Here is a 19,654-nt window from a genome sequence, read left to right as displayed (position 1 = left end):
TATATTTTAGCGAGTATGCAAGGGTGGTCCGGCAGAAATACCTCGAATGGCGCAGATAATCGATCATGCGCTGGTTGCCATCAAAGACCGCCACTCCGTAGCCCATGATGAGCGTTGACACTTCGGGCCATGTTGGCCCGAAGTGGTGAAAGAACTGCTATTTAAAGTCAAAGGGCAAAAGGGTCGAAATTTTTGTTAGAGTTCCAAATGTATTCAATATCATCTGCAATTCTCTTCGCGATGTCTTGGCCATGGATATCGCCGACAAATCCTAAAGTCATGTCCATGCCCGCAGAAACACCGGAAGAGGTGTAACAATTCCCGTCAGCTACCCAGCGGGCATGTTTAACCCAATCCACTTTGGTATTGACAGATTGAACCCACTCGAAAGCCATTTTGTTTGATGTAGCAGGTCGCCCGTCAAGCATCCCAGTTTTTGCGAGAAGTGCAGAACCAGTACAAACGGTTAAGACAAAAGCAGCTTTATGAGCAATCGTATTCAGTTCATGGATGAAATCAGCGTCATTTACCAGTGCTCTAGTTCCCATACCCCCTGGTATCAGTAAAACGCCTTCTGGATTCATATCGGAAAAAGGTTTGGTAGTTACCCGGATATTTTGACTACTGGTTACGGTTTTCCCATGTAATGAAAAGTAGTCCAGCTTGTAGATTTCGGGCACAATTCCAATAATCTCGGCAGGGCCAAAAGCGTCAAGCGTTTCAAAATCGTCAAACAGAATGATGTTAAAATCAATCATTATTTTTCCCCCCACAATGGTAAATTTTTTAGGTGGTGTTGCCCGATGCTGACTGTTCTCCTTAAGGACGGCAAATATGATATTGCACAGCTGCCGGCCACGCCGCCAACGGCGGTTACATGATGTTTCCCAATTGCTTTTAGGGACTGGTAATACGCAGACAAAATCGGGTGGTAGAACGCCGTTGCGAGAATAGAAGACACATTTCAGTATAATTATAGTACACGGTTGCTATAATCAGGGAATATTCGAAGGAACCGACCGAATTTGCACACGATGATCATAGATATCAGGGGCCACCGCAGGAGGATTCATAATTTGACATCTAGATCCCGATGCGATCGTCCCGAGCACAAAGAGGATTGGAGGACTTTCTTGAATGACAGAAAGGAATCGGCAAGTGTATGCAGGATATTCTGAAGTACAACTATTCGACGCCTCGCTGGGAGTTCCGTTTTCCATGCGGGTGATGTATCCGACAGACAGGCCTGAACAAGCAGAGCAACTAGGGCCCTATGTGCTGGAAGTGGCTAGAGACGCAGAACTCTTGGAAGGGGAGTTTCCTCTCGTGCTCATTTCACATGGTACGGGTGGCTCTCCGCTTGTGTATCGGACGCTTGCTCGGCATTTAGCGCGAAACGGCTTTATCGTCGGCATGCCCGAGCATCTGTACAACAATCGAGACGACAATCGCCTGGAAGGGACGGTTCAGAACCTCGAATACAGACCGAGGCATCTTCGCCTGGCGATCGATTGGTTTTTTGAGCATGAGGGGTTCAGCCGTAAAATCATACCTGAAGCCGTTTCGGTCATCGGGCATTCCTTGGGCGGCTACACCGCGTTGGCAGCAGCAGGCGGCATACCGACCTCGTTTCCGCAGGAGTCATCAGATGGACAATCCCGGATCATCGAGGTAGTGCCAGATCACCGGATCAAGTCTCTGGTTCTATTGGCGCCGGCGTCCGTTTGGTTTCGGGCTGAAGGGGCATTGCGTGCGGTTAACCTCCCGATCCTCATGCTTGATGCGGAGAATGATCCGTACACTCCTCCTTTTCACGCACAGATCATTATCGGGGGAGTAGCTGACCCGAATAAGATTCAGTACACAACGGTCGAAAATGCAGGACACTTTTCTTTCCTAAGCCCATTTCCAAAATCGATGATCACCCCGTCATTTCCTCCCTCCCAAGACCCGCCCGGATTTGATCGGGAACAGTTTCATCAGCGGCTCAAGGCTGAAGTATTGCATTTCCTGCGCAGCCATCAACCATCGATCTGATCGAAGGGCACCCGACTGGGTGCCCTTCGAACTTGCTGGTACGATAAGCGGAGAAGCGCATCCCTAGTGAGGGAAGCGGTCAATTGAAGCAACTGCCGGCCCATCAATTTAACGCTTCATGATCGTTGCGACCCGTGATAAAGTTGCGATGAATAATAATCTGAATTAGTGAAGCTACCAACTCATTTTTATTACAAATTTGAATGACAAAATCCGGCAAATTAAGATATAATAGCCACACAGATCTTGATCGTTCTTTAAAAGAAGTGAAGAAAATCCACCCTGTCTGATGGGCGTTACAAGGAGATGTGATCGATGAAAAATCTAATCGAGTTCAAAGAAGTGGCGAAAGATTACCAAATAGGAGAAGTGCAAATCAAGGCCCTGGATGGTGTTGATTTTTCCATATCAGAGGGAGAATTCGTCGTGATTTTGGGTGCAAGCGGTGCAGGCAAAAGTACGATTTTAAATATACTTGGCGGTATGGATACGCCTACCTCAGGTCAAGTGTTTGTCGATGGCCAAGAAATAACAAAATTCAACGAGAAAAAATTGACCGAATATCGCGGTGAGAAAGTGGGCTTCGTATTTCAATTCTACAACTTGATTCCGAATCTGAACGCACTTGAAAATGTTGAGTTTGCAACCGAAGTATGTAAAAACCATCTGGATGCTAAAGACATTTTAGATAAAGTTGGACTGACGAATCGTATCCAGAACTTCCCCTCTCAACTCTCGGGAGGAGAGCAACAAAGAGTGGCTATCGCTAGAGCTGTTGCCAAAAATCCTTTACTCTTACTCTGCGATGAACCAACCGGAGCTTTGGATTATGTTACAGGCAAGTCTGTCTTAAAGCTTCTTCAAGATTTGAACAAGGAAACGAAAAAGTGCGTCGTCTTGGTCACACATAATTCGGCCATCGCTCCTATGGCCGATAAAGTTATTAAGGTGAAGAGCGGAAAGATAGAAAGCATAACGATTAATGCTGACAAGCAAAGCGTTGAAGGGATTGAGTGGTGATTATGAAACTGTTTATCAAATTACTCAGAGATATCAAACAATCTGCAGGGCAATTTTTGGCCTTTGTGTTGGTGATCGCGGTGGGAGCTTTTTTCTATACGGGGCTGGTCACCTTGAGCGATAATCTTAGCGCTTATACGAAGGCGTACTTTCAGGAACATAATTTAAGTGACTTGAATGTATATTACAGCAACATTTCCCGACAAGAGATAGCTGGCTTGAGTGAAGTGGAAGGCATCAATAAACTAGAAGGGCGCTATACATTTGATGCCACGCAGCCTTTTGACGGTTATAAAGCTACGTTGAAAATTCATTCGATCCCTGTAGGCAATGAGATCAATACGCCTACTATGATTGAGGGTAGCATTCCGTCAAAAAAGGGTGAAATCTTATTAGATTCCCATTATGCCAAAGAACATCAATATCGTGTCGGCGATGAAATCAGTATACGTACAGATGATAAAAGTTTGAAGTTTACGATTAGCGGCTTGGGCGAGAATGTTGAACATGCAAAAAAGAACGAAATACAAGACCATAAAACCTACGGAGTAGCTTATATTGGCGAAGAGTCCATCTCTGAAATCGCAGATGGCTTTTCCTATAATGAGGTCATGGTCGATGCTAAAGATGGTTACGATATTGGGAAATTGGGCGTGTCATTTGAGGAAAAGTCCAAACAGCTTCCTTACTTAAACCAAGTGAGCAAAGAGCGGACTTTCAGCTACTCCCAACTAAACGCCACGATACATAATAATGATCTGATGAGTAAGGTCATCCCTTTGGTGCTCTTTTTGATCGAAGCGATCATCTTATTTCTTACCATGTCGAGGTTGATAGATTCTCAAAGAAATCAAGTAGGCATTATGAAGGCTTTGGGTGTGAAAAACAGAAACATCATGCTGCACTACATGGGATACCCTGTGCTGGTCGGTATTATCGGCTCAATCCTAGGCTGTGCCATCGCCGCATTCGTATTTGTTCCATTCGTAACTGAGTCGAATGCAAAGGCCTATTCGCTGCCAGGCATTCAATTCACGCTTTCTCTTTATTCAATCATTCCTCCGATCATTATCTCCAGCGCGTTTGGGATGCTATCCTGCTACTTAAGCGGCAGAACCATATTGAAGGAACGTGCGGCTCAGGCGATCCGTCCGAAACCGCCAAAAACGATGAAAAAGATATTCATCGAAAGAATTCCAGGTGTTTGGAGTCGGATTCCTTACAGTTACAAGATCATTCTGAGAAATATATTCCTCAACAAACAAAAAGCTCTGGCCAGCTCGGTAGGCGTTGTAGTAAGCACAGTTTTGTTGATAACTGCTTTTGGTACTCAAACTTCCTTGCAAAAAGTAGCGAACCAAATTGAAGATGTGTATACCTATGATCTAAGGGTAGATTATAGAATGGGAGCATCTTCGGATACTTCTCAACTACCCGCCGGTATTAAGAACAGCTACTTTTTATCCACCTTTCCTGTTGAATTCGTAAAAGATAATGAAGCAGAAAAGGCGTCTTTAGTTGTGACTGAAAAGAAAAACAACCTCATTCATTTCTTTGACAAAAATGAAAATCGGATATCTTTAGAAAGTAATGGTGTGCTGGTACCGAAATCATACGCCGACAAATATCACATTTCAGAAGGGGATCTCATCAAAATAGCGTTTAAAGCACCAGAGCTTAAAAACAAGACTGTAGATATGAAAGTCTTAGAGATATCTACCCAGTATTCGAATCCGTCGTTTTACATCACGCCCGATTATTTAAAGAGCTTTGGGTTGGAGTACAGTCCGACCTCGCTATTAGTTGAAGCAAATAGCTCGGCCGATCTTATCAGCATCCGCAACTTCTTTGAACAAGATCCGCAAGTAGATGCTATCGCAGATAAGACAGATCTAGAGAAATCGGCTCAGTATATCTTGAAACAGAACAGCTTTATATTCATCATGTTTATCATTTGTGCGGTCATACTCTCCTTTGGCGCTATCTATACGATTTCTTCCATAAACATTTATGAAAGGAATCGTGAGCTTGCGACCCTTAAAGTGTTAGGCTATCAAAAGCATAAAATAAACAGGCTGATATTTTTTGAAAACATCATCCTAACCGCATTTGCAGTTCTTGTAGCCTTACCGATTAGCGGCTATATGTATGCGAATGTTGTAAAGGCACTATCCAGTACCCATCAACAGATCCCGGATAAACTAAATATTTCCGTACTGTTGATATCTGTTCTGCTGGCCTTCTTACTCACCATCCTCTCTAACTTGCTTCTTAGAAGGAAGGTAACCAAGATAAACATGATTGAGTCGCTGAAGGGTGTAGAATAGTGGAGAAATACCAAAGGGAGAGCCTGCGTCTTGTGCCACTTCGCATTGCGCAGGCTTTTTGCCGTGCATGAAAGACCCGCTTGGATTTGATCGGGAACAGTTTCAGGAGCGGCTCAACGCTGAAGTATTGCATTTTCTACGCAGCCATCAACCATCGGTTCGAAAGGCCCCCGACTGGGTGCCCTTCAAACTTGCTGGTACGATAAGCGCATCTTTAGTGAGGGAAGCGGTCAATGGAAGCAACTGCCGGCCCAGCAATCTAACGCCTCATGATCGTTGCGACCGGTGATAAAGCAGTGACGAGGGATAATCTGAATTTGTAAATCTATTCACTCATTTTTATTATAGATTTGAATAACAATTCCCAACAAAGAAGGTATAATAACCAGAGGGACATCTTGATCGTTTTTTCTCGTTTGAATGTCATCGCGTATAAGAGCTTGATCAAATACATACATGTGCAAGAGTAGAGAATGGAGTAGGAGAGGGATACTTCTTGGCAAAAGACCGCCCAAGTTTCCAAATGAGAAAGATCCATATTATCTTGTTAATCGGGTTGTTATTGGTCACTCTATCCGGCCTGCGCTTTGTGTGGATGGATTTATTCCCTGATCAAAACCAGATCTCCATAAAAAATGGGCAATTGGATTTGCGGGAGTGGAATGCAGATGATCGGGGCATTCTCTTGCTGGATGGGGAGTGGGAGTTCTATCCTTCCCAATTGTTGCTGGATCGTAGTCGGCAGCAAGTGTCAGGCGAGCGGGAGCCCGAGCTGATTTCGGTTCCGAACGGATGGAACGAAACGTTGCCTGGCGAAGGGGAAGCGTCCACTCCATACGGATTTGCATCCTATCGCCTGCGGATCGTTGTAGATCCGGAAAAGGAGCTAAATTATAGCATTCACTTGCCAAGCGTGCGGACATCATCAGAAGTATATGTGAATGGCCGACTGCTTGCTAGATCCGGTCAGGTGGGGAAGACGAAGGACGAATATACGGCGAAGAACCTGCCTTATTCAACCAGCTTTATGGCAGACGAAAACGGCGTGATCGACCTGGTGATTCAGGCGGCAAATTATGTGGACAGTCGCAGCGGTGGGATTATTCGATCGATTAAATTTGGTTCAGAAGAAGCGATTGCAAAGCAGATGAAACTGTCCGTTTCCATGCAGCTGTTGGGGATCATTATTTTCCTTGCGCATTCTGTCTATGCTCTGATTTTATTTTTGTTAGGCAACAAGGAAAAACGGCTGCTTTATTTTTCGTTGCTAACACTATGTGTGACCATTTCCACCGCCTTTAGCAGTGACGAGAAGTTGTTCCACTACTTGTACTACATCGGCAGTGACTGGGATTTTCGACTCGCCAATGTCTCTTTCATGATCGGAAGCTATGCGTTGTTGGAGTGTATGAACCATCGCGAGCTCCCTTATTGGCGCCGAATTTATCCAGTTTATATCGCAATGAATCTAGGGATTGCTGGCATCACGTTGTTTTTAGCTCCCCATCAGGTGATAGCGCTCTTTCCGGTGTATTTCCTATTGGGTAGCATAGCGGGCGTGATCACGCTGATCGCAGTCTTTAAACGAGTGATCAAGGATATTCGACAACATCTGCTACTTCTGTTTTCGATACTTGCGCTGGTTCACCATACTCTTTGGCTGTTGATCTGGCGGGAAAGCGGGCTGAGTGTTGTCCACTATCCGTTTGATCTGATTATTTCGATGGGGTGCATCGCCTCCGTATGGTTTAAGGAATATTTCAAAATGCATGCGAACACAAAGGAAATTGCTGCAACATTGCAAAGAATGAATGACCACAAGGATCAGTTTTTGGCCAACACTTCACATGAGTTCAAAAACCCGCTCCACAGCATGCTTAACATGTCACAATCGGTCCTAAAACGGGAAGGGCATTTGTTACAGGATCGGAGTATCAAAGAGCTTGAAACTGTTTTGACAGTCGGACGTCGGCTAACGCTCATCTTGAACGATCTGATTGATGGAATGAGTCTACGGGAAGGCAATCCGCGTCTACAGGAAAAAGTCATCTCGATTCAGCCCATCGTAACCGGAGTGCTCGATATGCTGCAATATAACGCAGAGTTGAAGTCTGTCCAAATCGTCAATCAAATTCCGGAAGATTTTCCTCCGGTGATTGCGGATGAGAACCGGGTGATTCAAATCGTTTTCAACCTGCTTCATAATGCTGTGAAATTTACGAATGAAGGAGTTATTTCGATCCAAGCTACTGCGAGGGACGGAAGAGCTTATGTGGCGATTGCGGATACTGGGATCGGAATGGATGAGGAGATGCTGGCACGCCTCTTCCGGCCGTATGAGCAAGCCAGCCCGAGCGAGACCATGATTGAAGGCGGTTTTGGACTCGGGTTGAGCATCAGCAAGCAACTGGTCGAGCTTCATCGAGGTACGTTAGCGGTGTCCTCCGTTTTGGGAGAAGGCTCTACGTTTACATTTTCCTTAGAGCTGGCGGGGGTGAATGAGAAGGAAGAGTCGCATGTTCCGATCTCGGTCGAACCATCAGCGCTGCAATCGATGCCGATTCAGGCAGCAGCAGCAATCGGTTTGGAGCAAGCGGAAATTCTACCGATCGCGAAGCAGTCGACTCGCTTGGATACGAATCGTGATCTCCCGCTCTTGTTGATCGTTGATGATGACCCGGTCAACCTTCAAGTGCTTGAAGCTATCTTACCGCCCGACGAATATGACCTGACGATGGTGACGAGCGGTAGAGAAGCGTTGGCTCTGCTCGATACGAAGGAATGGGATCTGGTCATCTCCGATATTATGATGCCGCAGATGTCTGGCTATGAGCTGACCCGCAGGATACGAGAGCGGTTTGCACTCACCGAGCTTCCCGTTTTGCTCCTGACCGCCAGAAGCCAGCCGAAAGATATCCAAAGCGGTTTTTCAGCAGGCGCAAACGATTATGTGACTAAGCCGGTGGAAGCGTTGGAGATCAGATCGCGGATCGAGGCGCTCACTACGATCAAACAGGTCGTTCGGGAACAATTGCGATTAGAAGCTGCATGGCTGCAAGCGCAAATCCAACCTCACTTTTTATTCAATTCGCTAAATGCTGTGGCTGCCTTGAGCGACATCGATTTGGATAAGATGCGAGATCTGCTTGAGGAGTTCAGCAATTTCTTGCGGAGCAAGTTCAGGTTTCAGGATACGGATGGACTTGTGCCGATCGAAGAGGAGCTCAGCTTGGTGCGCTCTTATCTCTATATCGAAAAGGTTCGGTTTGAAGAACGCCTTCAGTTGGTTTGGGATGTAGATGACTGCGGGGAATTGAAAATCCCCTTTCTTTCGATTCAGCCGTTGGTGGAAAATGCGATACGACATGGCATTATGAAACGCGCTCGCGGGGGAGAAATATTGATTCGGATCGCTGTCCATCACTCGCATGCGGAGATCACGGTCGAAGATGATGGGGTCGGAATGGACGAAGCGCAATTGCAGCGAATTTTGGAGCGAAAGGCGGATCGCGGGTCGGGAGTCGGCTTGATCAATACGGATCAGCGATTAAAGCGGCACTTCGGAACGGGACTGCACATCGAAAGTACGTTAGGTTCAGGAACGAAGGTAACTTTTCATGTCCGCTTCGAAACGAAGTGACGAAGCGATGTAGCTTTGCTCGATACGAAAAAAGCCGGAGCGTCGAAGCTCCGGCTTTTTTGTTCGCCAAGTTCCTCAGCGGTGAGTCGTACGTTGAATCCACCCACTTTGGTGATGCAAGCTCAGTGAATTTTCATAGACGAACGTCGGTCGGTTATGACAGAGTTGGAATCGGACGCGATTGCATGTGCGGTGCTAGCCAGACCATGCCGGTTCCCCGATACACGTTGACCAGCCCTTCGCCGGAAGCAGCAGATCCGACCAAGGTTTTCCCCGCACGCTCGACGGTGAAGTCCAGTGAATGCGACCACATGATCGCAAAGTTTCCGTCGACCTTCAGCACATCATTCTGCAATTCCACGATGACAACTTCTTCGGAAGGGATGGGCGCTTCCACCGCCAGGATGCCTCTCCCTTTGGCACTCAGATTGAACAGACCTTCTCCGCCGAGTGCGGCTGAGGAAAGGGACTTACGCGCAGTGACTGAGATATCCAGCGTCGTATCGCAAGCGAGGAACATGCCGTCTTCGATGACGATATGGTCGTTGTCGACATCGATCAGCCAGAGATATTGATAGGTGGTTTCCAGCAGAATCGTACCGGTGCCTTTGTAGTGGGGCTTGATCGCACTGGTCGAAGTTACCGCACTGGTTACCAGATTGCGTACGAAACCGCCAACACCTTTTACCCCTGTGGTCATCTCAATATTGCCAATCATATACTGCATGGCCCCTGCTCTCATCATAACTTCACTGTTTTCTAATTCGATCATCAGCTGTTTATTGCGCATATTGCTCTTGCTCATGTAGAAGTTGGATTGTGCATCCTCCAGCGTGGAGTTGCTCAGATCCTCTTTGTACTCGATGACCGTAAAACCGCCAAGTTGTTGCTTGATCACAGCATTGTCGTTATCTGTCAGATTATTGATAGTAAAAGCCATAATGATAGATGCCTCCTGCGGCAAATAGTGGTGTGAAGATGTGCGAACCTTTCTTCAACATATTGGAATTCGACAAAAATGGGCGCTTCCCTTGCTTACTGTACAATCGATTAAAATCAATCAAAAGATGAGTGAGCGGTGAACCGATCGAACTGCCAGAAAGGTATGACCGTAACTTTCCTTATGTCTAAACGATAAAAAGGGCTCCCTGACCTGATTGCGTCAGCGAGCCCTTTTTATCGGGTGGCTTTCATCCCCGATGAGGTGGAGCGAGCTTTGGGTATGCTCCTCAAACGGCGAGGATAAATTTCTGATTATTTACGAAATAAAAACATTTTATATTTTCCATATAATGTAAGATGTTACAATCTATAAAACTCTATAATAGACTCGCGTATGGTATAATCGAGTCAGAAAAGAAATGTTGCCGAGTAGCGCCTTGCTTTTTGAGACACCTAAGCAGGAGTGCTTACTCTTTTATGCGTATATGCGTATGTAGGGGAAAAGGAGAGGTTATCGTGAGCAAGGTACAGAAAAAAACAGACATCATCCTCATCGGTGCTGGGGTCATGAGCGCGACTTTGGGGTCCTTACTGAAAGAGTTGGCGCCAGAGTGGGAAATCAAAGTGTTTGAGAAACTGGCAGACGCAGGTGAAGAAAGCTCGAACGAGTGGAATAATGCGGGGACGGGTCATTCTGCACTGTGTGAGCTTAACTATACATCCGAAAAATCTGATGGATCGATCGATATCAGCAAGGCGATTAAAGTGAATGAACAGTTTCAGCTCTCCCGACAGTTTTGGTCGTACCTTGTAAACAGCAATCTGATTCGCAATCCGCAAGACTTTATCATGCCGATCCCGCATATGAGCTTCGTACAAGGGGAAAAGAACGTTTCGTTTTTGAAAAAGCGTTTTGAGGCGTTGGCAAGCAACCCTCTGTTTCAGGGAATGGAATATTCGGATGACCCGGAAACACTGAAGGAATGGATTCCGCTGATCATGGAAGGCCGCACATCGGATGAGCCGATCGCAGCCACAAAAATCGACTCCGGCACAGATGTCAACTTCGGTGCATTAACCCGTATGCTATTTGACCATTTAAAGACGAAGAACGTCGAGATTAACTACAAGCATAGCGTTGAGGATCTTAAACGTACGAGCGATGGATTATGGGAAGTGAAAGTGCGCAACATCGAAAGTGGTCAAGTCGAATACCACACGGCAAAATTCGTCTTTATCGGCGGAGGTGGTGGCAGTCTGCCGCTGCTGCAAAAATCGAACATTCCTGAGTCGAAGCATATCGGCGGTTTCCCGGTAAGCGGACTCTTTCTGGTATGTAAAAATCAAGAAGTTGTCGAGCAACATCATGCAAAAGTATACGGGAAGGCGAAGGTGGGCGCTCCGCCGATGTCCGTTCCGCATCTTGATACGAGATATATCGACAACAAAAAAACGTTGCTGTTCGGCCCGTTTGCTGGCTTCTCACCCAAGTTTCTCAAAACGGGTTCGAATTTCGATCTGATCGGTTCGGTCAAACCGAACAATGTCATCACGATGTTGGCAGCAGGCGTAAAAGAGCTGTCATTGACCAAATACCTGATCCAGCAAGTTCTGTTATCGCATGAGAAGCGCATGGAAGAATTGCGCGAGTTCATTCCGAATGCGAAGAGCGCGGATTGGGGCATTGCGGTAGCCGGCCAACGCGTGCAGGTGATCAAAGATACTGCGACTGGCGGCAAAGGAACGCTGCAGTTTGGCACAGAAGTTGTGAGTGCAGCTGACGGCTCGATCGCTGCTCTGCTCGGCGCTTCTCCAGGTGCTTCTACCGCCGTCCACGTCATGCTTGAAGTGCTGGAAAAATGCTTCCCACAAGAGATGATGGAATGGGAAGTGAAGATCAAAGAGATGATTCCGTCGTATGGCGTGTCGCTCGTGGCCAACCCAGAGCTTTTCCAAGAGATTCATGCAACGACTGCGCAGGTGCTAGGTCTGGACGAAAAAGAGCTGGCCTATAGTTAAGATGTCGCGAAAGTGCAGTCTCAATTCTGATCTCGAAGTGGACAAGAAGTGTAGCTCTATTGCGCAACTTGGAGTTGAAGTTCGATGCCACCGAGGCAATCAGATAAAGCCATCCCTGTAGAGGGGTGGCTTTTTTGTGTAAATCGAAGCGCTGCTGATCGGTGAGCGCTTGTGTAATGCTCCCTTTGCGGTGTACCTCAGCAAAAAAGTGGTAAAGTGGGGAGGAGAGAGCAGAACGACTCTGAACGAACAGGCAGTTCGACGAGGGGAAAGGAAAGCATGATGAGCGAGATATTGTACAAGTATATGACGAGATTCACATCCCTGAGCGAAGCAGAACAGCGGGCGATCGTTGCAGAGATCGTGGTGGAGGAATATAAAAAAGGAACAGTAAACAATTTGTCTGTTACCGAGTTGACATCGAGTTTGCGCGCACAGAGCAGCGGAAACGCGGGTGCGGTTTCAAGGGGGAGATACTCATCTTTCGGACGATCAACTATTTAGAATCAGGAAATGAAGTACAGCGTCGTGCTTTCCAGGTGATTCATCAATTAGGGATCTTGGAGGACATGAGCAAATATAATCCAGTTCTATGTGGAACCATCCCGATCGCGATCGATATCAAGGGCTCCGACCTAGACATCATCTTGGAAGTTTATGAACCTGATCGTTTTAGCAAAGATGTGAAATCGCGATACGGGCAGCTGGATGGGTTTGTTCTACGAGACTTGACGATGTCGGACATGCCCACGGTGCTGACCAATTTTCATTATGGTGGCTTCGAGTTTGAATTATTTGCTCAACCGAGAGCGGTTGAACAACAGAATGCGTATCTGCACATGCTGGTGGAACATCATCTGTTGATGACCAATCCGCAGATCAAAGCGGAAATTATTCGACTGAAAGAACAGGGCATGAAAACGGAGCCAGCCTTCGCTCATGTATTGGGATTGGCTGGTGATCCATATGATGAGCTGCTCGTTCTTGGAACGGAATTGGGTGTGATCAATGGAGTCGGTGAACTCTAATGATCATCTTACATGAGGGAGAGTTTTCGCCGAGTGAAGCTCCTGTTGATGTAGACAAGGGGAGGGCAGCCATCTGAGCACAAAAAAGGCCTGTCGCGGGAAGGACAGGCGCACGTTGCGTTTTAAGAGCGATCAGCGGCTTGAAAGTGCTGTAAAGCGGAGCGGCGTATTCTCGACAATTTTGCATCGCGAAAGTAGCAGATCCGAAATTGAGCAAAACTGTCGAACGAATTAGCCTGTCCAACGTTAGCGGCGCTCAGTAAATGGCCGTCGTCCAAACAAAAAGGGAACCATAAAAATCTGTTCGAGCGGGCTCATCTGCCTGACCGGTGGAAGAGTTGGCTGCGGGCCAAAGAAAATCAGCGGACCTCCTTGGTAAGTCGGACGAAATGATTCGGCTAATGCTCGACGAGCCGTTTCTTCTGGACTTGGGCCCATCGGAAATGGCACTCCACCTATAATCGTTGTTGGAAAAGATGGTGACACAGATTGTGGGGAAATGGGTGTTGTTGGCATCGAAGGTGCTACCGATTGAGGAGTGATAGGTGTCATGGGAGTCGCCTGTTGAAAAAACCGCATCTGGACGAGCTGTGCATCAACTTTCTTGTGTTTTTGATTTTTCTTCTTCGTTCCCGCTTGTCTGCCTTTCGTTTTTGATCCTTTAGCTTTCAATCGCTTTCACCACCATACAAAAGATAGTGTATTATATAGTTTTATTCAGCTATTTGCGTGGACGAACAGGTAAACCAATAAAAAAGAACGCATGTCACAACCACCGACCTGCGCAATTGATCGCCGAAGCTACCAACGATGAGGCGATCTATTTTTTTATGTCGATTATGTCGATCCAATGCTCGTCGTTACGACCGGCAAGCAAGCCGCGACGAGGAACGATCCCAATTGCGCCCTCTTATCTGGGGGAGCAGTTGCCTCTTGAGCCCGATCCTTCGACGATTGCATCAGCAAGAGAATCGAGAGGATGATTGATAACGAGAGACGATGAAAAACTTCGCTCATCGATGCTGGATTTTAAAAAAAGCTGCCGACCATGCATCTTGATGGTCGGCAGCTTTGATTATGAAATCTGTTGTCTCTGAAAAACCGCTTGGCTGCTGGCGATCAGAATTCCCACGTAAACCAGAGTGATCAGCAGCGCTTGCATGATATCAGGATACTCTGGAAGCACCGGGAATCCAGCCGGACCAACCGTTCCAAGCCGTTCAAACGTGTGGGCGAGCAACGCTTTTTGATTCCACAGCGGCAGCATGTCTCTGATCCCAAATCGATCGAGCACAGCAGCCTCTAAGATTGGCCAACCGATCCCGAGCGCCACTCCTGGCAGCGGATTGCGGAAAAACAAGGCGATCGAAAAGCCGACCAAGCCCCACAAGAACAGGCCGAGGAAGGTGACGAGAAATTCGAGGATCAGCGGTCCGGCAGGCATCGCGAACGACATTCCGTAGAGCATGTCGATCACCATCACCGTCACGACGCCCGCGATGCAGAGCAACAAGATCATGCCACCCAAGATCAGCATCAGCACCGCCACTTTGGACAGCAGCACATTGGTGCGCGAAGCACCGTGGGTGAGCAGATAGCGCACCGTGCCAAATCGATACTCGTTCCCGATCAACAGCGAACCGATGATGCAGGCCACGATCGGCCCCAATGTGGAGAGGATGAGCATCGACCAAGAGAGCGCATTCTCCGTGCTGAGCACCGCCTTCATCAACAACAGCGGATCGTCCGCTTGTAAAGGTGCCACATGATTGCCTTTTGCTTCTTCTTGTTGAACAAATTGATCAAATCTCTCTTGCGTCGTTGCATACTGATCGAACGTCGAGCTGAACGAATAGACGATCAGGAGCAGCAGCAAGCCGAATCCAAGCAGGGTGAACACATGCTTGCGCTGTTTGAGCAGCTCATTGCGAATCAGGTTCATGCTGACCCTCCCGTATGCAAAGTGTAGATGTCTTCCAATGTATATGAATGGCGTTTGAATTCGATTGGGATGAGTTGGACTTGGTAGAGTGCCTGAAGCAAAGCTTCCATCTCCATTTGTTCCAAATAGATGTTCGCAGTTAGCCCCGTATGCTTTAAGACGCGAACGTGCGGATGTTGGTGCAGAAAATTGATCGCCTGTTCCATTTTTCCTGCGGCAAATGTGATGCTGTACTGATCTTTTGCGTGCAACAGGTTGTCAAGGCGCTCATCGACGACCAGCTTGCCGCGCGCGAGAATGCCGATGCGGTTCACAACACCTTGCAGGTCGGAAAGTGTGTGCGAAGTGATCAGCACCGTCTTGTTTCGCGCCGCCTCTTCCTTCAGCAGGTGATGCAAATAATGAATGGCCTCCTGGTCGAGACCGGTGGTCGGCTCATCGAGCAAATAGACTTGCGGGTTGCGCAACAGGATCGCCCCGATCAAAAGTCGCTGTTTCATGCCGAGCGAATACTTTTTCACCGGGCGCCGAATGCTCGCCTGCAGACCGATTCGCTCGGCGATTTCGGAGACTTGCGATTTTGACGGACGCTGATTCGTACTTCCCCATAACACAAGGTGGTCCCATCCGCTCAAGTAGGGATAGAGATGAGGATACTCAAAGAGTATCCCCATCTTCCCCAATACTTTCGAAGGATGTTGACCCATAATCTGTACGGTCCCGCTGTCCGCTTGGATCAATGAAGTAAGAATGCGCAAAGTGGTGGACTTGCCGGACCCGTTGGGCCCGATCAGGCCGTACAAATCCCCTGGCTGAATCGACACGGTCAAATGGTCGAGCGCAAGATGTTGACCGTATCGCTTTGTCAGCGACTGGATACGGATCATACAAATATCCCTCTTTTCTCAAAATAGCGTGGATCGATGCTGCCGTTGCGAATTAATACGCAGTGGTCGAGCCATCGGGGGAGACATTCGTCACGATCGTCGAAGTGAAGTTAGATCCGCCTACATGGCCCCACGGAGTCGGAATCCCCGATTCAAACTTGACCGATTGCTTGGCCTGTCCAACGTTGGAATAGAAATAGTTCCAAGCGTTGGTTTCATCCTTGTAGCCATAGGCGATCGTCGCCCAGTTATCCTGCCACAGCGAACCGGATGCGAGGTTTTGTGTCTTCGCATCGTTCGCGCGCCACTGCGTGTTCGTGGTTTGAGTGGCTACGGTGATGCCGTAGAGGTTTTGATAGCTTTTGCTGTAGCCGCGAGTGTAGACCCAGTCTTGGATCGTCACAAGGTCGGTATTCTCAACCGCTGCCACATAGCCTTCTGCGCCTGTTCCGGTTTTCTCAAAATCGACCGAAGCTGCCGAAACAGAACCTGCACCTGCTAAAGTCATTGCACCAACGAGCGCTGCCAGTACCATCTTCTTTTTCAATTTAACATACCTCCTTTTTATTTGTAAACCCACATCTAATGTATCACATTTTCTTTTGAATAACAAGTTTCTATTTAATAATTGATGTAAAAATTCAGAAAATGGAGCCAAGCAAATTGGCTCCGCTTCAGGTCGGATCAGTTTGTTAGTTGATAAACTTCTCCAGTTCCTCGTTGAACTTGTTGCGCTCTTCCCAGAACAGCCCATGTCCGCTGTATTGGAACCACAAAAGCTTAGAGTTGCGAATCGCCCGATGTAAGGCGAGGGCTAGTTGAGGCAAACAGATCTTGTCATGAATCCCGTGCATGATCAGAGTGGGAACGTTTATTTTGCCGAGATCGGCAAATGTGCTCTCATCCCGAAAGGAGGTGGCAACTTTCGCCGTGGCATGACCGGCTGCCTCGACTCCTAGTTGAAAAAACCAATCGGCAAACGGCTGCGTCAGGTTCTGGAAGAAGAACAGGTTGGTGAAATCCTGCAGCATTTGGGGACGGTCTGCATACGTCGCCCGAATCAGTTTGCTCACCTCTTCGGCAGGCAACCCGTGGGGGAAAACTGGACGCTGCGTGACACTGGGGGCTGCGGCTGCGATCAGGGCGAGTTTGGAGACGCCATACCCGTGATGACGACCCATGTACCGAGTGGCAATCGCGCCACCGACAGAGTGGCCTGCCAATGTAAAATCTTGCAGTCCAAGCGCTTCGACAACACCCCGAACATCATCTGCCAGCCGGTCGTAATGGTAGCCCGTCCACGGCCGATCCGATTTGCCAAATCCCCGCATATCCCAGCCGATGCAGCGGAATCCCTTCGCTGGCAGCACATTGAACTGGTACTCGAACAGCTTATGGTTGGCCGGCCATCCGTGCAGAAACAAAATGGGCTTCCCACCTCCAGGGTCAACATCTTCCACATAAATGTTTACGTTCGGTTCCACCCGCACGTAGTACCCCATGCTTTCACCTCTTGTCGTAAAGTCTCTTTTCACAGGGTACTCGCATGAGGAGGATTAGGTGACTGCCTAAAAAATGACCCCGGTTTCGCACCGAGGTCATCAGGTTCGCACAGGAGATCGTGGAGGGTCGTTTTCTCATCTGGTGAAGATCGCTTGCTGGAAACTAGATCGCGCTGTTGGTTGTCACGGTTGCTTGAGCACCGATTCGCTGGGGAATGAAAAATGCCGACCACATCGCTCGATGGTCGGCATTTTTTATCATTCAAGAAACCCCATGAGCCTTCTGACCTGATCCGCATTTTCTTTGGAAGTGAGGAACTCCAGCAGGGTGAACGCCACTTCGAAGGCGGTTGAAGGGTTGTAAGAGGTGATGATGTTTTTGTCGATGACGATCGGCCGATCTGGAAGGACATTCACGCCCATCTCCGCCAGCTGTTTCTGTCGGTGTCGATCGTTTAGATTGTAGGTGGTCGCCAGTCTACCTTGCAACACTCCGCTCTTGCCAAGCACCAATGCGCCGACACAGATCGAGGCGATCACTTTTCCCTGGGCATCGAATGCTCGGATCAATTCGAGCACATCTTCCCGATAGGCATCTTCATAAAAACCTGCTGTTTCAAATCCGCCTGGCAAAGCTAGCGCATCAAAATCGTCCGCCTTGACCTCAGATAGCAACAGGTCAGGGAGTACAGTGAAACCGAACGTACAGCGCAATTTTTCACGGGTGCCCACGGTGACCAGTTCGGTCGAGCCGTCGCCCTCTTCCTTGTTCCATCCGAGCACATCTGTAAATACGCTGGCTTCCACAGCTTCAAAGCCGTTGGGCAATAGCAAGCAGACTTTTTTCATTTGATCAACCTCCCAAATGGTTTGAGATGATGCGGTGCCGGCACTACCAAGATGGTATAATAAAAATCCTATTCAGTAAAAATGAAATATCCAATCGATATCTTCAGAAAATCTGATAACAAAACCACAGAGTGGAGGTGCCAGCAATCGAAATCCGCCAGTTGAAAACATTCAAGACGGTCGTGGATCAGAAGAGTTTTACAAAAGCTGCCCAAACCTTGCAATATTCCCAAGCCACAGTCACAGCGCATATCCAACAGCTAGAAGCGGAGATGAAAGCTCCCCTGTTTGATCGGTTGGGGAAGAAAATTGAATTGACCGCCTTTGGACAAGCGCTGTACCCCTATGCAGAGGAGCTACTAACCACCTATTCGAAGATTCAAGCGATGTCTGCTGAGGACGATCAGATCAAAGGCGATCTTCGAATCGGGGCATCCGAAACGATGACGATCTATACGCTTGGGCCGATCCTGTCCAAGTATATCCAGAGCTATCCTGAAGTGAATATCTCGTTGATCAACGACGACTGCATCAATTTGCGCGGGCGAGTCCATGCTGGCGAACTCGATATTGCGATCGTGTTAGAACCAAAAGTCGAAGATCCCAACCTCACAGTGGAAGTCATTGCAGAAGAACCGTTAGTCTTTATCGGTGGAGCGAGTCTTGCCATCACCGAAGTCGAGCAGGTGAGCGGAGAGTGCATCGTTTTTAGCGGGAAAGAGTGCTCGTTACGGCGGTTTTTTGAGGCGTATCTCTTGAGGAAGGGAATTGACACATCGAACAGGTTGGAGTTTTCCAGCATGGAGGCGATCAAGCAGAGCGTCGTAAGCGGGCTGGGCATCAGCTTGATACCGTCGATTAGCGTGGAGGCATTAGTGCGTGAGCAGAAGGTAAAAACGTTGAGTGCGAAGGAAGGCCAGCCCCTCTTCTACGCGCAGGCTGTTTATCATAAGAAGAAATGGATGTCGCCCGCACATCGGAAGTTTATCGAATACCTGTTGGAATCGGTCTAGTCGATTGTGTGGGGCGCGGGATACAACATCTGTGGAAGCAACAGCGCAGGTGCGACTTCAGGAAAGAGTCTGCAAAATATTTTGTGTAAATCCCGAAACCAGCCGGAAAGAATCAAATCAGTCTAACAGAATGGAGAACATCCCATGGATAAAAAACTGGTTTCTAAACAACCGTTGCGACAATTCAACAAAGAGAACAAGATGGCAGATGTCTAGGATCTATAAGATATGCTGAAAGACCTGTAGGCTCAAACTCTACAGGAGATACCGGAAGCTGAGCTGGACGACACTTTGGGGCTATACCAAACACGACATGCAAAATAAGTGCACCAACAATTGAGTAAGACTACCAAAGGCAAAAGCATCTTTCCCAATGACGAATCACTGTTCAAGATGCTCTGCTTGGCGAGGTATGGATATCTTTCGAAAGTGAGCGTTACGGTTACAA

General features: G+C 47.9%; 15 protein-coding genes and 1 pseudogene. 8 read left to right on the top strand and 8 right to left on the bottom strand.

Features of this window, described 5'->3' with window-relative positions; all coding sequences use genetic code 11:
- Positions 1-167: 167 nt before the first annotated feature.
- A complete protein-coding gene (locus ACFSOY_RS10875) occupies positions 168-758 on the bottom strand; it encodes a DJ-1/PfpI family protein (protein WP_386046497.1) in 591 nt (196 codons plus the stop codon).
- Between the two features lie 379 nt (positions 759-1,137).
- On the opposite strand from ACFSOY_RS10875, the gene ACFSOY_RS10870 reads away from it, so the two are divergent.
- From ACFSOY_RS10870 to ACFSOY_RS10855, 4 genes are all read left to right on the top strand, one after another.
- A complete protein-coding gene (locus tag ACFSOY_RS10870) occupies positions 1,138-2,037 on the top strand; it encodes an alpha/beta hydrolase family protein (RefSeq protein ID WP_386046495.1) in 900 nt (299 codons plus the stop codon).
- 315 nt (positions 2,038-2,352) lie between these two features.
- Positions 2,353-3,057, top strand: a complete 705-nt coding sequence (locus tag ACFSOY_RS10865) for an ABC transporter ATP-binding protein (protein ID WP_386046493.1) — start codon at positions 2,353-2,355, stop codon at positions 3,055-3,057.
- A gap of 2 nt (positions 3,058-3,059) precedes the next feature.
- The gene (locus tag ACFSOY_RS10860) at positions 3,060-5,384 is read left to right on the top strand and encodes an ABC transporter permease (protein WP_386046824.1); all 2,325 of its coding nucleotides are present in this window, start codon (positions 3,060-3,062) and stop codon (positions 5,382-5,384) included.
- A gap of 523 nt (positions 5,385-5,907) precedes the next feature.
- A complete protein-coding gene (locus ACFSOY_RS10855) occupies positions 5,908-9,024 on the top strand; it encodes a hybrid sensor histidine kinase/response regulator (protein WP_386046823.1) in 3,117 nt (1,038 codons plus the stop codon).
- 154 nt (positions 9,025-9,178) lie between these two features.
- Here ACFSOY_RS10855 and ACFSOY_RS10850 read toward each other — a convergent pair whose 3' ends face one another.
- Positions 9,179-9,964 (bottom strand): AIM24 family protein, encoded by a 786-nt coding sequence (locus ACFSOY_RS10850; protein ID WP_386046491.1) that lies wholly within the window; start codon positions 9,962-9,964, stop codon positions 9,179-9,181.
- Positions 9,965-10,482: 518 nt separating this feature from the next.
- Here ACFSOY_RS10850 and ACFSOY_RS10845 point away from each other — a divergent pair.
- From ACFSOY_RS10845 to ACFSOY_RS10835, 3 genes and pseudogenes are all read left to right on the top strand, one after another.
- Positions 10,483-11,985 (top strand): malate:quinone oxidoreductase, encoded by a 1,503-nt coding sequence (locus tag ACFSOY_RS10845; protein WP_386046489.1) that lies wholly within the window; start codon positions 10,483-10,485, stop codon positions 11,983-11,985.
- A 282-nt stretch (positions 11,986-12,267) separates the two neighbouring features.
- Positions 12,268-12,378, top strand: a pseudogene (locus ACFSOY_RS10840) (Crp/Fnr family transcriptional regulator); the annotation flags it as partial.
- An 86-nt stretch (positions 12,379-12,464) separates the two neighbouring features.
- Positions 12,465-13,013 carry a DUF4269 domain-containing protein gene (locus tag ACFSOY_RS10835; RefSeq protein WP_386046821.1) on the top strand — a complete coding sequence of 183 codons (549 nt, stop codon included), beginning with the start codon at positions 12,465-12,467 and terminating at the stop codon, positions 13,011-13,013.
- Between the two features lie 246 nt (positions 13,014-13,259).
- Here the strand turns inward: ACFSOY_RS10835 and ACFSOY_RS10830 are convergent, their stop codons facing one another.
- The 6 genes from ACFSOY_RS10830 to ACFSOY_RS10805 form a co-directional block, all read right to left on the bottom strand.
- A complete protein-coding gene (locus ACFSOY_RS10830; protein WP_386046487.1) occupies positions 13,260-13,685 on the bottom strand; it encodes a hypothetical protein in 426 nt (141 codons plus the stop codon).
- Between the two features lie 403 nt (positions 13,686-14,088).
- Entirely contained in the window at positions 14,089-14,955 is an 867-nt protein-coding gene (locus ACFSOY_RS10825; RefSeq protein ID WP_386046485.1) for an ABC transporter permease, read from the bottom strand.
- Positions 14,952-15,842, bottom strand: a complete 891-nt coding sequence (locus ACFSOY_RS10820; protein WP_386046483.1) for an ABC transporter ATP-binding protein — start codon at positions 15,840-15,842, stop codon at positions 14,952-14,954. The genes ACFSOY_RS10825 and ACFSOY_RS10820 overlap by 4 nt, the downstream gene beginning before the upstream one ends.
- Positions 15,843-15,894: 52 nt before the next feature.
- Positions 15,895-16,389: a hypothetical protein gene (locus ACFSOY_RS10815; RefSeq protein WP_386046482.1), complete on the bottom strand. Its 495-nt coding sequence runs from the start codon at positions 16,387-16,389 to the stop codon at positions 15,895-15,897.
- A 145-nt stretch (positions 16,390-16,534) separates the two neighbouring features.
- Positions 16,535-17,344, bottom strand: a complete 810-nt coding sequence (locus ACFSOY_RS10810) for an alpha/beta fold hydrolase (RefSeq protein WP_386046480.1) — start codon at positions 17,342-17,344, stop codon at positions 16,535-16,537.
- Between the two features lie 258 nt (positions 17,345-17,602).
- The gene (locus tag ACFSOY_RS10805) at positions 17,603-18,193 is read right to left on the bottom strand and encodes a DJ-1/PfpI family protein (RefSeq protein ID WP_386046478.1); all 591 of its coding nucleotides are present in this window, start codon (positions 18,191-18,193) and stop codon (positions 17,603-17,605) included.
- A gap of 137 nt (positions 18,194-18,330) precedes the next feature.
- On the opposite strand from ACFSOY_RS10805, the gene ACFSOY_RS10800 reads away from it, so the two are divergent.
- The gene (locus ACFSOY_RS10800; protein ID WP_386046476.1) at positions 18,331-19,206 is read left to right on the top strand and encodes a LysR family transcriptional regulator; all 876 of its coding nucleotides are present in this window, start codon (positions 18,331-18,333) and stop codon (positions 19,204-19,206) included.
- Positions 19,207-19,654: the final 448 nt, after the last annotated feature.

The sequence above is a fragment of the Tumebacillus lipolyticus genome, from assembly GCF_042682745.1.
GTDB lineage: Bacteria > Bacillota > Bacilli > Tumebacillales > Tumebacillaceae > Tumebacillus_A > Tumebacillus_A lipolyticus.
The sequence above is the reverse complement of the archived record's forward strand: the minus strand, read 5'-3'. Positions and strand labels throughout refer to the sequence as shown.